The sequence below is a fragment of the Pseudomonas sp. B10 genome (assembly GCF_900156235.1).
GTDB lineage: Bacteria > Pseudomonadota > Gammaproteobacteria > Pseudomonadales > Pseudomonadaceae > Aquipseudomonas > Aquipseudomonas siliginis.
Map to the genome: position 1 here is coordinate 2,264,564 of NZ_LT707063.1, position 14,273 is coordinate 2,278,836.

The 14,273-nt window shown below is 59.6% G+C and carries 11 protein-coding genes and 1 pseudogene; 4 read left to right on the forward strand and 8 right to left on the reverse strand.

The window, feature by feature from the left end:
• Positions 1-25 precede the first annotated feature (25 nt).
• From BXA01_RS10070 to BXA01_RS10095, 6 genes are all read right to left on the reverse strand, one after another.
• On the reverse strand, positions 26-1,297 hold the full coding sequence (locus BXA01_RS10070) for a hypothetical protein (RefSeq protein ID WP_231991023.1): 1,272 nt from the start codon (positions 1,295-1,297) through the stop codon (positions 26-28).
• A 5-nt stretch (positions 1,298-1,302) separates the two neighbouring features.
• Entirely contained in the window at positions 1,303-1,806 is a 504-nt protein-coding gene (locus tag BXA01_RS10075) for a CS1 type fimbrial major subunit (protein WP_076564023.1), read from the reverse strand.
• 31 nt (positions 1,807-1,837) lie between these two features.
• Positions 1,838-2,581 carry a pilus assembly protein gene (locus BXA01_RS10080; protein WP_076564024.1) on the reverse strand — a complete coding sequence of 248 codons (744 nt, stop codon included), beginning with the start codon at positions 2,579-2,581 and terminating at the stop codon, positions 1,838-1,840.
• Between the two features lie 44 nt (positions 2,582-2,625).
• Positions 2,626-3,840 carry a hypothetical protein gene (locus BXA01_RS10085; protein ID WP_076564025.1) on the reverse strand — a complete coding sequence of 405 codons (1,215 nt, stop codon included), beginning with the start codon at positions 3,838-3,840 and terminating at the stop codon, positions 2,626-2,628.
• A gap of 4 nt (positions 3,841-3,844) precedes the next feature.
• Positions 3,845-6,367, reverse strand: coding sequence for a TcfC E-set like domain-containing protein (locus BXA01_RS10090; RefSeq protein ID WP_076564026.1), 2,523 nt, complete (start codon positions 6,365-6,367; stop codon positions 3,845-3,847).
• Positions 6,368-6,481: 114 nt separating this feature from the next.
• Positions 6,482-6,970, reverse strand: a complete 489-nt coding sequence (locus tag BXA01_RS10095) for a CS1 type fimbrial major subunit (RefSeq protein ID WP_076564027.1) — start codon at positions 6,968-6,970, stop codon at positions 6,482-6,484.
• Between the two features lie 494 nt (positions 6,971-7,464).
• On the opposite strand from BXA01_RS10095, the gene BXA01_RS10100 reads away from it, so the two are divergent.
• On the forward strand, positions 7,465-8,040 hold the full coding sequence (locus BXA01_RS10100) for a PadR family transcriptional regulator (RefSeq protein ID WP_016773362.1): 576 nt from the start codon (positions 7,465-7,467) through the stop codon (positions 8,038-8,040).
• A complete protein-coding gene (locus BXA01_RS10105) occupies positions 8,037-8,822 on the forward strand; it encodes a siderophore-interacting protein (RefSeq protein WP_076564028.1) in 786 nt (261 codons plus the stop codon). The genes BXA01_RS10100 and BXA01_RS10105 overlap by 4 nt, the downstream gene beginning before the upstream one ends.
• 121 nt (positions 8,823-8,943) lie before the next feature.
• On the opposite strand, the pseudogene BXA01_RS10110 reads toward BXA01_RS10105, so the two are convergent.
• Together BXA01_RS10110 and BXA01_RS10115 are read right to left on the reverse strand one after the other, a co-directional pair.
• Positions 8,944-9,581: pseudogene (locus BXA01_RS10110) on the reverse strand (Pr6Pr family membrane protein).
• A 1-nt stretch (position 9,582) separates the two neighbouring features.
• Positions 9,583-9,813 (reverse strand): VF530 family DNA-binding protein, encoded by a 231-nt coding sequence (locus BXA01_RS10115; RefSeq protein WP_016987543.1) that lies wholly within the window; start codon positions 9,811-9,813, stop codon positions 9,583-9,585.
• Positions 9,814-10,111: 298 nt separating this feature from the next.
• Here BXA01_RS10115 and BXA01_RS10120 point away from each other — a divergent pair, with 298 nt between their 5' ends.
• Both BXA01_RS10120 and BXA01_RS10125 read left to right on the forward strand, forming a co-directional pair.
• Complete coding sequence (locus BXA01_RS10120) at positions 10,112-11,473, forward strand: carbohydrate porin (RefSeq protein ID WP_076564029.1); 1,362 nt, start codon at positions 10,112-10,114, stop codon at positions 11,471-11,473.
• Positions 11,474-11,695: 222 nt separating this feature from the next.
• Complete coding sequence (locus BXA01_RS10125) at positions 11,696-14,107, forward strand: glucose/quinate/shikimate family membrane-bound PQQ-dependent dehydrogenase (RefSeq protein ID WP_076564030.1); 2,412 nt, start codon at positions 11,696-11,698, stop codon at positions 14,105-14,107.
• Positions 14,108-14,273: the final 166 nt, after the last annotated feature.

Here is a 14,273-nt window from a genome sequence, read left to right on the forward strand (position 1 = left end):
GAAAGCTGGCCGGATGGCCTGGCCATCAATCGACCTCGGAGTCCCAGATCATCGTGATATTGCCGGCAAAAGGGCTGTGCTGTGCGTTGATGAGGAACCAGTTGGTGGCCTGCGGGCCGACTTCGAAATGCAGGGTCCCCGGTTTGCGATCGACGTAGATGCCCGGATGAAAAGGCGCACTGGGCTCGCGCCCGAGCTTGAACCGTTTGACGGGTTGCCCGACGCTGTCGGTCAGCCCGTTGGGCAGACTGACACTGACATCCACCCTGCCTCCGTAGCGGCTTCCAGATTCCGAAGAGGCAATTGCACAGCCACCTTCGACGACAATTCCACACTCCAGTTTCATGCTGAATTTAGACGAAGAAGACAGCAGAAACGTCTGGTCCCGATAAAGCCGCTCCGGTTTGCGCCCACTGTCCAGCCAGTGCTGCCAGCCGCCCGAAGGTTCGAGCACGACATGGTTGCCACCGGGAGGAATGTCGACTTTGAGGGTGTGCTGTACGTCCAGGACAAAATCGAGGGTCAGGTTGCCGTCGTCCGGCTCCATCATCGCACCCAGTTGAAAATCACCGGTGGGTCCAATGGAATAGGTGATAGAACCGGTGTACAGGCCGCTAGACATGCCCAACGGATTTGGGGTACGCAGCTCATAAGCGAAATCGAGTTTGTTGAAGTACATCGACGGGATGCGGAATGCAGCGGTCTTGGTGCAGGACGCTTGCACCGGTGTATGCCAGAAAAACCGATAGGATCTGCTGGTGTAGTTCGCCAGTCCGCTGCCGCCGCACGGCGCCGGGGCATACAGCCAACCGGTCTGAGACGTCCAGAGAATGTCATGACCTGTGGGTTGTGCGACGCCGGTAAGCTCCTCGACGGTGTTACTCAGATAAAACTCTGAGCCGAGACCGGTAATGCGTACTTCGACGATCTCCGATTGCTGGGTCTCCGTATTGGTCACTGTCAAACGCCGCCAGTCCGCCGGGACTTTCACCGACAGATCATCTCCAGGCAGAATCGGGCGGATAGAGTCGTGACGCACGGGCAGCTCGATGCTGAACATATTGGTGGCTGCGCACCTCTCCGGGAAAGTCGCGCAATAGCCGCCGTTGGGGGTTTGATTGACGAACAGATTTTTGCCTGGCTGCGCCGGATCAGGCTGAAACAGGGCGCGAATTTCCTGATTCACCGCGTGCGCCTCACCGACGCCCAAGCCCACCAGCACACCCAGTACACCCAGTACACCCAGTACACCACTGATTTTTTTCACGGTCTGACGGTCCGGCCATCTCACATTCATACCCATCATCCTGCACTCGGGGTGCTGGCACTGAACATTAACAGCACGTTGCCGTAGTAATCCCCAGGACGGTAGCCGCCCTGAGGTTCGATCGGTTCGATCTTCAATGCCACGCGTTTGCCAGCGGCGGCCTCTTCCTTGGTGAGCACTTCTCGCGGGATGACGTGAGCACTAAGTTCCACGTCATTGAACGTCACGCGCAATTCGACGATTTCCCCCGGCCGACCATTTTGCAGAAACGGGTCGACCAACAGACGGGCTTCGATGCCACTGCTGTCATGCCGCACGTCGAAATTTTTGTGCAGCCCTTCGAGCCTTTCCTTCGAACGATTCCAGAACAGGTGCTGGGGACGGTGAATCCAGTCCGGCTCTGCCGGAATCACGTAGAAGGGCCGGCTGGGAATGGTCAGTGACACTTCGAAGGTATGCTCCTCCCGGGCGCCCCAAGCCACGGCGTCGAACAGGCCGGAGCTGGCCAGTAGAACAAAGGCGATACATTGCTTGATCATGGTGGTTACCCGCTGCGTATTGAACACCGTGTTAGCGGCTGGAGATTTTCATGGTTTTCTTGTTAGCCCCTTCGATCAGGAAAAAGCGGTATTCGCGGTCTTTTTCCTTGTCGAAAGTAAACGTTTTGCCGGCCAGCACATGGTGTTTGGTGGTCGCGCCGCAGTCACTTTCTTTGCTCAGCGAACAACTCTTGAACTCATCGACGATGATCACCGTGTTGCCGTTGTTGCGCAGTTCATAGCGCTGGTCGGTGTCATTGATGACGGTATCGAAACGCGCATCCGTGGGCCGCACGAAAAAGATCGTGCCAAACCCGGTCATCACGTTGACCCCTGCCGAAAGGGATTTCTTGTAGTCATCGCGTTCTTCGCCGCTGACGACGAAATCGTCCTCCTTTTCCGGGACCACCGGGACGAACCGCACGCGGAAATAGCGCTCGCGATCGCGCGCGCCCATGTACAGCAACCGTGTGCCCTGCATACCCTGCGCCGGCACGATCAGCCGCGCCGGGCTGGCCATGAGACCATTACGGGAGGCACCGTCGGAGGTGTTCACCACCGGTATTTCTTCGGGCTTGCCATCGGCGCCGTAGACGATTTCCAGCACATTGATCTTGACGAACGCGGTGGCGTCACCGCTGTTGAACACCCGCTTGAGGTAGGTGCTTTTGTCGGCGTCAAGATAGTCGTAGACGGTGCCGACATTGATTTGCGGCCCGGCCTCGGCACTCAGGCAAAACAGGCTGAGCACGCCCAGCAGAAAACCACGATTCATCGTTAATGACTCCTGAATGTTTGTTAAGGCATGGACTGGACGGCTCATGCTTCCGAGTCCCAGATAATGGTGACATTGCCGCGCAGGCGGTCGTTGAGGCCGGGTTTAAGGAGGAAATTGATGGCATACGACGTCATGTCGAAATGGATCACGCCGGGCTTGCGGTCCACGTACAGACCGGGCTCGAAGGGACCGATCCAGTTGTTGAATCGCAGCGGTACACGGGTGACATTGCTGCCGTCGGACTGGGTGATGCCTGGCGGCAAGGTCATGCTCACCTGAAAATCGCTCCAATTGCCTTGGGGGCTGCCTAGCTTGCAAAAATTGCCGCCCGGCGAGCTGCACAGCAGCATGACCTTGAAGCGTGAAGAGGCCGAAATGAAGAACGGCTGATCACGGAAAATCTTTGTAGGCTTGCGCCCGCTTTCTATCCACGGCCTCCAGCCGCCCTCGGGTTCAAGGGTCACATTGTTGCCACCGGGCGGCAGGTCGACCTTGAGCGTGTGCTGTACATCGAGAACAAAGTCGAGAGTCAGGTTGCTGTCATCGGGGTACATCATGTAGCCCAAATGGAAATCGCCCCCGGGACCCATGGAATAGCTGATCGACCCGCTATACAGACCACTCGACATGCCCATCGGATTCGGTGTTTTCAGTTCATAAGAAAAGTCCAGCTTCTCAAACCACATCGCTGGAATCGGCAGAGCCACCCGCTTCAGACACATGGCCTCCAGCGGCGTATGCCAGAAAAACCGGTAGGTCTTCTCACCTACCCCGCTCACTGGGCTGTTGCGACAAGGCGCCGGGGGATATAGCCAACCGTCGGAAGTCCAGAGTCGATCGTGTGCCTGAAATGTGTCGTCGATTCCTGTGAGATCCTGCACCCTCTCGCTCAGGTGAAAGGTGGAACCAACGCCCGTGATCCGTACCTCAACGACCTCCGACTGCCCGGTATCCTGATTGGTCACCGTCAACCGTCGCCAGTTGGCGGGAACTTGCACCGTGACGCCATCACCGGGGATCAGGTTGCGATGTGAGGTGTAACGAACCGGCACCTCAATGCTGAACATATTGCTATCCGCGCACTGCGCCGGATAGACCACGCAGAAGCCGCTGTTGGGTGTCTTGTTAACGAACGTGTTCTTGCTCGGCTGCGCTGGATCAGGTTGAAACAAGGCGCGGATTTCCTGATTCACTGCGTGTGCCGAAAACGCACTCAGGGCCAGCGGCAGTGCGCAGCTCGTGATGATTTTCTTCATGGAGTCAACCCGCGTTCTGTTCAGTGGTCGTTACATCCGCCAGTGTGTCCGGCGTGCAACGCAGATCACCGATCATCAACACGTCGTTTTCGCTGCGGTGGTCGGCCTCGTTCAAGCGGAACTGACACAGCAACTGATTGCCCTGACGTACTTCCAGGGTGGGTGAGCCGGCGTTCATTTCCATCGAGAAGAAACCGTCGACTTCGGTCACACCACGGCTGGCGTGGTTGATCACGTGGTGCCCCTTGAGCGGCCGCCCGCTTGCATCGACCAGTCGACCCAGCACGGTTAGGGTTTTCATCACGCGAACCTTGCGATACTCGATGCCGCCCTTGTTCAGGTGATAGCGGGTTCGCGCCGGTTCGATGGTGGCGGCCGGTACGGTGTTGCCTTCGAAGTCGAAGCTCACCGAGCTGTTCTGATAAGCGGTGATCGGAATGAAATTGCGCCCCGGCTTCAGCGCGGCACCGCCGCCGCTGTAGTCGTCAGCCCGCAGGACGATGTCGTCGATATCCGACTCGACATCGACGATCATTCCGGCACCGCGCACGTCGCTCTGGCTGGTCAGGAGCATCTTTTCGCCGCCGACCACCAGTGTGCTGTCGAGGTTGAGCCCGCCAGTGAAGTTGCCGTTGTAGGAAGAACGCTGGACGAAGGCGTCGCCGTTTACCGCGTCGGTGCGGAAATTGGTCAGGCTCGACATGCCCAGGCCGTAAGTGTCGGTAAGCGCCGTGACCGAGACACTTTGCAGCACGTGATCCTTGAAATCCCTGCGCCAGCCGAGCGAAGCATTGTTGTCGCGTTTGCCGTCGCGGGCCGTGCGTGAACCGATGCTGCCGGTGAGCTGCTGACCGGGAGCGCCCAACGCCAGGTTGATGCTCAGATCGACGCCGCGATTGCGCGCATCGCCACTGCTGAAACTGCCCGGGCGATCAAAGACCGACAGGCGCCAACTGGCATCACTGCCCAGCAATACGGCGCGCTGGGTCCAGCCCAGATCCACGCCCACGCCTTCGACATTGCCTTCGCTGTGCGAGACCCGGGCATTGACCGAACTCTTGCTGCTCAGCCGATGGTTGAGCGCCAGCGACGAATTGCTGGTCTGGCCGACAAACACGTTACGTGGACGAACGCGCGTGCCGTCCGGCAGCGTGTCGTAGGTGTTGGTGGTGTCGAGCCAGCTGCGGTTGTGGCTGATCACCAGACTGCCCGCGCCATAGTTGTAAAGGCTTTGCAGGTCCAGACCGGTGCCGTAATCCTCGGTCTTGTAGACATTGGCGTACAGGCTGACGTGGTTGGCCAGGGTCCAGTCGATGGAAGTGCCGTACTGCAGTTTTTCGCGGATCTGCCGCGCCGAAGCGCCGACAATCACTCGCGGGTGCAGCAGGTAATTGACCGCAGCACCGGCGGTGGGACTGCCGCTCGATTGCGTGTCCCAGTTGCTCAGCAGTTTGCTTTCTTCACCGGCAAACACGTTGTAGCGCCAGCGTTCGTCGAGGTTGCGCCAGTTGCTGGGCTTGTATACCAACTCCTGGGTGGTGGAGGTGATCTGGCCGTCTTCGATCAGGCGCACTTCCACTTCATAAATACCGCCGGGCAGCGGCCGGGTGTCGAGGGTCTGCAAACCGGCCGGCACCGATTGGGTATTGATCAACAGACCGTCGCGCCAGATCTCCACCGCACCCTGCCGGTTGGCTGTCACGTAGATCGGGTAAACGCTGGGCATCGGGCTGTTGATCGCGAGGCTGTCGGAGCTGCCGTACATGATGCCGACGGCCGTATCGGGGCTGGTGCCAAACGTGCGCGGCTGGCGCGTCAGTCCCTCGGAATTGGGGGTGAAATAGCCCAGGCGCAAGAAGCTGCCTTGCAGTTCGCGCTGGGTGTGCAGCTCGTGCACGGCGTGGTAGAGCTTGTCGTCGGGGCCACCAAGCCGGGCCAATTGCAGATTCAGCGTCTGGCTCCAGTTGCCCAGGCTTGAACTGGCTTCCAGGCCGAAGCGTCCGCCGAGGTCCTGATCCTGGCCACCGTTGAGGTTGAGCTGGTTGCGCACCATCAGGCCGCTGCTACCACCGCTCGGTTGCTCGTAATAACGCTTGGCTTGAAGGTCGCGTTCGGCGTTTTCGGTGACGATCGATAGCAGCGAACTTTCCAGGTTGTAGTGCACCGCGAGAAACTGGTCCGGGCAGGAACCGCTGCACGCACCTAATGGCACGCCGGGTTTGAGGTAGCTTGCCCATTTTTCCCGTTCAGCGGGGCCGAAGCGGTTTTCGCTGGTGTCGGTGAATTCGAGAAGGGTGATGCGATCATCGCGGGACAACACCACCATGGCCTCACCCAACGGCTGTTGGTCGACTTCGACCCGCACCGCCAGAGGCACATCAAAGAAATGCTCCTCGAAATCCGCTGGCAAGCCTTTGGCCTGCGCCAGCAAACTGCGTGGCGTCGTACCGGCGGTGTTGGATGCGACGGCTGCGCTGGCACAAAACAACAGCGCAAGCGCAGCCGCGATGGGTGTCATCGGGAACATGAACTCGTACTCTGGTTGACTGACAATGAAAGTCCGTCGGGGCAAACATCACTGCCTGCCCCGTCGGTTGACGCCACTGCTGAAAAGCGAGCGTTTTTGAACCTGATCAGTCGATCAGTTGCTGGCAACCGGTGGCACAGCGTCGAAGATCATCGCCACGGAACCGGTGTAGTCACCCGGCTGGAAGTTGCTGCCTTTGGCGGAGATTTTCAGCGGGGCGCGGTAGTTCACATCCGACTCGGATTCACCGACGACCATTTGCGGGGTCAGGGTCAGTTCCTTGTTGTTGAGCATGACCTGCAGGTCGATCGAGGTATTGCCGGCAACCAGTTTCGGCAGGCTTTCCAGGCTGGCGTGGACCGAACCGTTGTTATTGCGCACATCGAAGAAACCGTTGACGTCGGCCATCTTGCCGGTGGTCGGCTGATAGCTCATGTCCTGGTCCTTGTTGACCAGATCCGGATCGGTCGGCACCACATAGAAACCATTGGTTGGCACATGAGCGATCAGGCTGATGGAGTGCGACGCTTCGCCCGCAGCGAAGGCAGTGGAGGACATTGCCAGAAGAGCCAGTGGAGCAGCGATTGCGATTTTCTTGAACATCGTTCAGTACCTGTTTGCTTTATATAGGGGGGTCATTGAAAGTTCACAAACCATTTGCTCATCGACCGCCGGAGCAACTTGAACCTTCAATGGCGGGCATCATCGGCTGTTGCCTCTGGAATGTAAGCAGGCAACTTCCGACAAACTCGTAGTTAAACAACCTCACACCCCGCCAGAAAAAAGAACAAAAAACAGATACTTGCAACATTCACTGTAAGTTTCGCCCTACACACAATTACAGACAAAAAACCATACAGTAACTTAACCGCTTTAACGCGGTAACTTGCGAGGAATTAGAACATATACTCAAGTACAACTAGAGCGATAACTTTAACTTCAAGGTCACCGCTGCGTTTTATTGATCAAAAAACTTTTTCCGGCTCTTTTTCGCTTTGACCACTCGTCCGTCAAGCTCAGGACAAGGCCAAAAACGTCTTGCGCAACCCTTAAGATATATCTTAAGTTGTATCTAAATACGACGAGAGAGAAGTGAAATGAGAGACCATCATTCCCCCCATCGCGAGCACGGCGATGGCCGCGACGGCTTCGAGAAACGCCCCGGTCGCGAACGCGGCGGCCGCGGCCCGCGAGTCTTTGCCCCCGGCGACTTGAAATTGCTGTTGCTGGCGCTGATCGCCGAGCAGCCCTGCCACGGTTACGACCTGATCCGCCAGATCGAAGGCATGTTCGATGGCGCTTACAGCCCGAGCCCCGGGGTGATCTACCCGACCCTGACCTTTCTGGAAGAGAGCGATTTGATTGCCGGTGATGCCGAGGCCGGCAAAAAGCGTTACAGCGTCACCGACGCCGGTCGTTTGTCTTTAAGTGAACAAGCGGTGGCGCTCGACGGCGTACGCATGCGCATCGATGTCAGCAAGCGCTCGCTGCGCGGCCATGATCGTCCGCCGGAAATCCACGAAGCGGTGCATAACCTGCGCCATGCCTTGCAGCTGCACCACGGGCGCTGGAGTGCCGAAGAAATCCTGCGCGTGCGTGACCTGCTCAACGACACCGCCAAAGCCATCGTCGACGGCCCTGCCGTTCAACCTGCCACGGAGAAAGCCGAATGACTGCAGTCGATACTCAAACCATTCACCGCGTGATGCACGAAATCAAACGGCGCAAGCTTGAAGTGCTGCGCGTCACCGACCTGACCCCACGCATGCGCCGCATCACCCTCGGCGGGCCGGAACTGGCCGGGTTCATCAGCCTGGGCACGGACGATCACGTCAAACTGCTGTTCCCGCAGAACGCCGAACAAGCGGCGGCGCTAGAGACGATGCAACTGGGCGCCGGCAAGGACAACGGGCCGATGCCCGAGATGCGCGACTACACGCCGCGTCGTTACGACCTGGAAAAAATGGAGCTGGACATCGATTTCGTCCTGCACGGCGACGGCCCTGCCTCGACCTGGGCCGAGCAGGCACAGCCGGGGCAGTTCCTGCACATCGGCGGGCCACGCGGGTCGATGATCGTGCCGGACATCTTCGACAGCTATCTGCTGATCGGCGACGAAACCGCCCTCCCCGCCATCGCCCGCCGCCTCGAAGGTCTGGCGGCAAATCGCCGGGCATTGGTGGTGATCGAAGTGGAAAACGGCGCCGAGCAGCAAGTGCTGGAAAGTGCGGCGCAGTTCAATGTGATCTGGGTGCTGCGCGAAGGCGGCAAGGACAACCTGCTGGCTACCGTCAAGCAATTGCAGGTGCCCAAGGGCAATCTGTACGCGTGGGTGGCGACCGAAACCAAGGTCTCACGGCAGATCCGCCGGGTACTGATCGATGAGCACGGGCTCGATGAGCAGTTCATCAAGGCGGTTGGCTACTGGCGCGCGGAAGGCTCTGAGGAAGAGTGATCTCTTCCTGACCCATATCACCCTTGTGGGAGCGAGCCTGCTCGCGAAGGCATCGGCACAGTCGAAAGATTTGCTGACTGCCGCACCGCCTTCGCGAGCAGGCTCGCTCCCACACTGGATCTCACCTTCGTGCGGACAATTTGCGGTCGAGGCCGATAATCAGCAACCCCACCAACACAAACCCCACCAATATCCCCCGGCATTGATCAGCACCTGTGGATAACCCAACACCGCCACATCAATAAACGGATACGCATAGGCGCCGAGCAGATGCCCGCGCAGCAAGGCATAGATGAAATACACCAGCGGATAGATCAGCCACAGCGGCAGATGCCACAGGCGCAACGTGCCTTTTGGGACGCAACACCACCAATAGCCGAGAAACAGCAATGGCATGACGTCGTGGAGCAACTCATCGGCAACAAACTGCCAGCCTTCGGGGTGCCACAAATGCCGTAACAGAATGCTGTAGGCCAGACCGACCACGGCGATACTCACCGCGATTCCACTGCTGACCCACGGCTGCAGAAACCAGCGCCGTGCGGCGGATTCGCGCTCGGTGACCGCGCAGGTCAACACCGTCGCCACCAAGGTGTTGGTCAATATGGTGAAGTAGCTGAAGAAACTCACCAGCCCGCCCAGCAGGCTGGCGCCGATGCTCAATCGTGTGAAGAAGATCAGGTACAGCTGAATCGTCAATCCGGCCCAGCCCAACACGGCCAGGCCGGTGATCAGGCGTCGGCGCCTCGCGCTGTCCATCTCAGAGCGGTCGCTTGGTGCGCATCAGCTTCACGTACAGGCGTTCGACCTTCTCCCGCGCCCACGGGGTTTTCCGCAGGAAGGTCAGGCTCGACTTGATGCTCGGATCGCTCTTGAAGCAACGGATGTCGATACGCTCGGCCAGCCCCGACCACTCGTAGTGAGTCACCAGTGCATTGAGGATCTGTTCAAGGGTCACGCCGTGCAGCGGATCGGGGGTTTGTTCGTTCATGCCGGGCCTTTGGGCGAAGTGATATGCAGAAGCCGCGCACCTTAGCCGAGGGGCTGAGCGGGTGGAAGGCCTTCCTGCAAATGTAGGCCAACCCGGGAAGATCGCAGGCTGTGGCCCGACTCACAATGCGCCCGTTTGCCGCACTGTTACCGAATCCGAAACGCTGCATGTCTGCAAAAGCGCTTTCTCAATTTGTTACAGATCATTATCCTGCCGCCCTTCCGCTGAAACGCTTCACTGCCTGCGACAATCTGAAGCGCTCGGCCTGCACCTGAAAACATCAAAAAAAGACTTCTTCATGCCTGACTTTTCCTTCTCCCGAGACAGCGCTATCTCTGCCCTGCGCACCCTTGGCGGCTGCACCGCCCTCGGCCTTGCCACTTGCGCCCACGCGGCGCCGGCCTTCGACAGTGAATCACCGTACATGCTCGGTGACTGGAACGGCACGCGCACAGAACTTGCGGAAAAAGGCTACGACTTCAAACTCGATTACACCGGCGAAATGGGCAGCAATCTGCACGGCGGCTATGACCACGACCGCACTGCCCGCTACAGCGACCAGTTCGGCCTCGGCACCCATCTGGACCTGCAGAAGATCCTCGGTTGGAACGACGCCGAGTTTCAACTGACCATCACCAAACGCAGCGGCAACAACATCAGCAACGACCGCATCAACGATCCACGCGTTGGCGGCTTCACTTCCGCCCAGGAAGTCTGGGGCCGTGGCCAGACCACGCGCCTGACGCAGATGTGGTATCAGCAGAAATTCTTCGATCAGAAGCTCGACATCAAGGTCGGTCGCTTCGGCGAAGGCGAAGACTTCAACAGCTTCCCCTGCGACTTCCAGAACCTCGCGTTCTGCGGCTCGCAGGTCGGCAACTGGGTCGGCGGCATCTGGTACAACTGGCCGGTCAGCCAATGGGCGCTGCGGGTCAAATATCACCTGACGCCGGAGCTGTATGCGCAGGTCGGCGCCTACGAGCAGAACCCGTCGAACCTTGATCGCGGCAACGGTTTCAAACTCAGCGGCAGCGGCACGCAAGGCGCGATCCTGCCGGTCGAACTGGTGTGGACGCCGAAGCTCAACGGCCTGCCGGGCGAATACCGCGCCGGTTATTACTACAGCAATGCCAAGGCCTCCGACGTCTATAAAGACCGCAACGGCCAACCGGCAGCGCTGAGCGGCGAAGCCTACCGCAGCGCGTCGAGCAAGCACGGCGTATGGCTGGGCGTGCAGCAACAGGTGACCAGTATCGCCAGCGACCACTCGCGCGGCTTGAGCCTGTTCGCCAACGCGACGATGCATGACAAGAAAACCAACGCCATCGACAACTACGTGCAGGCCGGCCTGACCTACAAAGGTCCGTTCGACGCCCGCGCCAAGGACGACATCGGTTTCGCCCTCGCTCGTGTGCACGTCAACCCGGCCTATCGCAAGAACGCCGAAATGACTAACCGCGCCAACGCCGTCTACGACTACGACAATCCGGCGTTCCTGCCACCGCAGGACACCGAATACAGCGCCGAGCTGTATTACGGCGTGCACGTGACCAACTGGCTGACCGTACGCCCGAACCTGCAATACATCCGCCACCCCGGTGGCGTGAACGACGTCGACGACGCCCTGATCGGCGGGATCAAGATCCAATCGTCGTTCTAAAAAACCCCACAAGGCCCTGTGGGAGCTGGCTTGCCAGCGATAGCAATCTGTCTGGCGATTTCAGTGGTGGATGTGCAATCGCCATCGCTGGCAAGCCAGCTCCCACAGGGATCCATGAAATTCGTTAGCCGAACAAGTTTTTATCTGAACCATGCCTGCGCCAGATCGTCATCTAAAGTGACTACAGCGCGGGACTACATAAACGTCACGGAGAATCACACTATGAGCACCGAAAGTGCTTCGAGTCGGGGCCGTCTGCTACCGGGCCTGCTCGGCATCCTGCTTCTACTGATGGGCCTGGCCATGCTGGCCGGGGGAGTCAAGCTGAGCATGCTCGGCGGCTCGCTTTACTATCTGCTGGCCGGTATCGGCATCGCGCTGAGCGGCATTCTGCTGCTGATGCGCCGCCGCGCGGCGCTGAGCCTGTACGCCATCGTGCTGTTTGCCAGCACTGTCTGGGCATTGTGGGAAGTCGGTCTGGACTGGTGGCAACTGGTGCCACGTCTGGCGCTGTGGTTTGTCCTCGGCTTCGTGATGCTGCTGCCATGGTTCCGTCGTCCGCTGCTGCTCAACGGCCCGGCGAAAATCGGCACTGGCGGTCTGACCGTGGCGGTTGTCCTGGCCGGCGTTACCGCTCTGGCCAGCCTGTTCACCCACCCGGGCGAAACCTTCGGTGAACTGGGCCGCGACAGCGCGGACATGACCAGCACCGCACCGGCCATGCCGGATGGCGACTGGCAGGCGTACGGTCGCACCGAGTTCGGTGACCGCTACTCGCCGCTCAAGCAGATCACCCCGGAAAATGTCGGCAAGCTGCAAGAAGCCTGGCGCATCCAGACCGGCGACCTGCCAACTGCGGATGACCCGGTCGAGCTGACCAACGAAAACACCCCGCTCAAAGCCAACGGCATGGTCTACGCCTGCACCGCGCACAGCAAAGTGCTGGCACTGGACCCGGACACCGGCAAGGAAATCTGGCGCTTCGATCCACAGATCAAGAGCCCGGTCGGCTTCAAGGGCTTCGCCCACATGACCTGCCGTGGCGTGTCGTATTATGACGAAGCCGCCTATGCCAAGTCTGAAAACGCTGGCTCGGCCGTCATCTCCGAAGCCGGCCAGGCCGTTGCTCAGGCCTGCCCGCGTCGTCTGTACCTGCCAACCGCAGATGCCCGCCTGATCGCACTGAACGCCGACACCGGCAAAATCTGCGAAGGCTTCGGCACCAACGGCGTGGTCGACCTGACCCAAGGCATCGGCCCGTTCACCGCCGGTGGCTACTACTCCACCTCGCCAGCGGCGATTACCCGTGATCTGGTGATCATGGGCGGTCACGTCACCGACAACGAGTCGACCAACGAGCCATCGGGCGTGATCCGCGCCTTCGACGTGCGCGACGGTCACCTGGTGTGGAACTGGGACAGCGACAAGCCGGACGCCACCGAGCCATTGGCCCCTGGCGAAACCTACAGCCGCAACTCGGCGAACATGTGGTCGCTGGCCAGCGTCGATGAAAAACTCGGCATGGTCTACCTGCCACTGGGCAACCAGACCCCGGACCAATGGGGCGGCAACCGCACCCCGGGCGCCGAGAAATTCAGCGCCGGCCTCGTCGCGCTGGACCTGGCCACCGGTAAAGTGCGCTGGAACTACCAGTTCACCCACCATGACCTGTGGGACATGGACGTGGGCAGCCAGCCTACCCTGCTCGACATGAAAACCGCCGACGGCGTGAAACCTGCGCTGATCGCTCCGACCAAACAGGGCAGCCTGTACGTCCTCGACCGTCGTAACGGCACGCCGATCATTCCGATCAAGGAAATCCCGGTTCCGCAGGGCGCCGTGAAAGGCGACCACACCGCACCGACCCAGGCCCGTTCGGACCTCAACCTGCTGGCCCCGGAACTGACCGAAAAAGCCATGTGGGGCGCGAGCCCGTTCGATCAGATGCTGTGCCGCATCCAGTTCAAGGAACTGCGTTACGAAGGCCAGTACACCCCGCCATCGGAACAGGGCAGCCTGATCTATCCGGGTAACGTCGGCGTGTTCAACTGGGGCGGCGTCTCGGTCGACCCGGTTCGCCAACTGCTGTTCACCAGCCCGAACTACATGGCCTTCGTCTCGAAAATGGTCCCACGCGAGCAAGTCGAAGCCGGCAGCAAGCGCGAGAGCGAAACCTCGGGCGTGCAGCCAAACACTGGCGCGCCATACGCGGTGATCATGCACCCGTTCATGTCGCCACTGGGCGTACCGTGCCAGGCCCCGGCCTGGGGCTACGTCGCCGGTATCGACCTGACCACCGGCAAAGTCGTGTGGAAACGCAAGAACGGCACCAGCCGCGACAGCTCGCCAATCCCGATCGGCTTCACCCTCGGCGTACCGAGCATGGGCGGTTCGATGGTTACAGCCGGCGGCGTCGGCTTCCTCAGCGGCACCCTTGACCAGTACCTGCGTGCTTATGACGTGAACACCGGTAAAGAGCTGTGGAAATCGCGCCTGCCAGCCGGCGGTCAAGCGACTCCGATGACCTACACCGGCAAGGACGGCAAGCAATACGTGCTGCTCGTTGTTGGCGGTCACGGCTCGCTGGGCACCAAGATGGGTGACTACATCATCGCGTACAAACTGCCGGAATAAGCGTTAGCTGGCGGTAAAAAAGAAGGCGCCACCCTGTGAGGGGGGCGCCTTTTTACATGGAGGACTGCCCAACATGCTCCATTCGCACCCAGGTGTATGGCGTCAATGAAGTCTGTCCACTTCGCCTTGGGCAATTCGGTGCTTTCAAGAAAAAATCAAAAGATCG

What these genes read in the sequence shown, in the direction of transcription:
- BXA01_RS10070 (WP_231991023.1), bottom strand. Translation starts at nt 1,297, where the DNA reads ATGAATGTGAGATGGCCGGACCGTCAGACCGTGAAAAAAATCAGTGGT.
- BXA01_RS10075 (WP_076564023.1), bottom strand. Translation starts at nt 1,806, where the DNA reads ATGATCAAGCAATGTATCGCCTTTGTTCTACTGGCCAGCTCCGGCCTG.
- BXA01_RS10080 (WP_076564024.1), bottom strand. Translation starts at nt 2,581, where the DNA reads ATGAATCGTGGTTTTCTGCTGGGCGTGCTCAGCCTGTTTTGCCTGAGT.
- BXA01_RS10085 (WP_076564025.1), bottom strand. Translation starts at nt 3,840, where the DNA reads ATGAAGAAAATCATCACGAGCTGCGCACTGCCGCTGGCCCTGAGTGCG.
- BXA01_RS10090 (WP_076564026.1), bottom strand. Translation starts at nt 6,367, where the DNA reads ATGTTCCCGATGACACCCATCGCGGCTGCGCTTGCGCTGTTGTTTTGT.
- BXA01_RS10095 (WP_076564027.1), bottom strand. Translation starts at nt 6,970, where the DNA reads ATGTTCAAGAAAATCGCAATCGCTGCTCCACTGGCTCTTCTGGCAATG.
- BXA01_RS10100 (WP_016773362.1), top strand. Translation starts at nt 7,465, where the DNA reads ATGAGAGACCATCATTCCCCCCATCGCGAGCACGGCGATGGCCGCGAC.
- BXA01_RS10105 (WP_076564028.1), top strand. Translation starts at nt 8,037, where the DNA reads ATGACTGCAGTCGATACTCAAACCATTCACCGCGTGATGCACGAAATC.
- BXA01_RS10115 (WP_016987543.1), bottom strand. Translation starts at nt 9,813, where the DNA reads ATGAACGAACAAACCCCCGATCCGCTGCACGGCGTGACCCTTGAACAG.
- BXA01_RS10120 (WP_076564029.1), top strand. Translation starts at nt 10,112, where the DNA reads ATGCCTGACTTTTCCTTCTCCCGAGACAGCGCTATCTCTGCCCTGCGC.
- BXA01_RS10125 (WP_076564030.1), top strand. Translation starts at nt 11,696, where the DNA reads ATGAGCACCGAAAGTGCTTCGAGTCGGGGCCGTCTGCTACCGGGCCTG.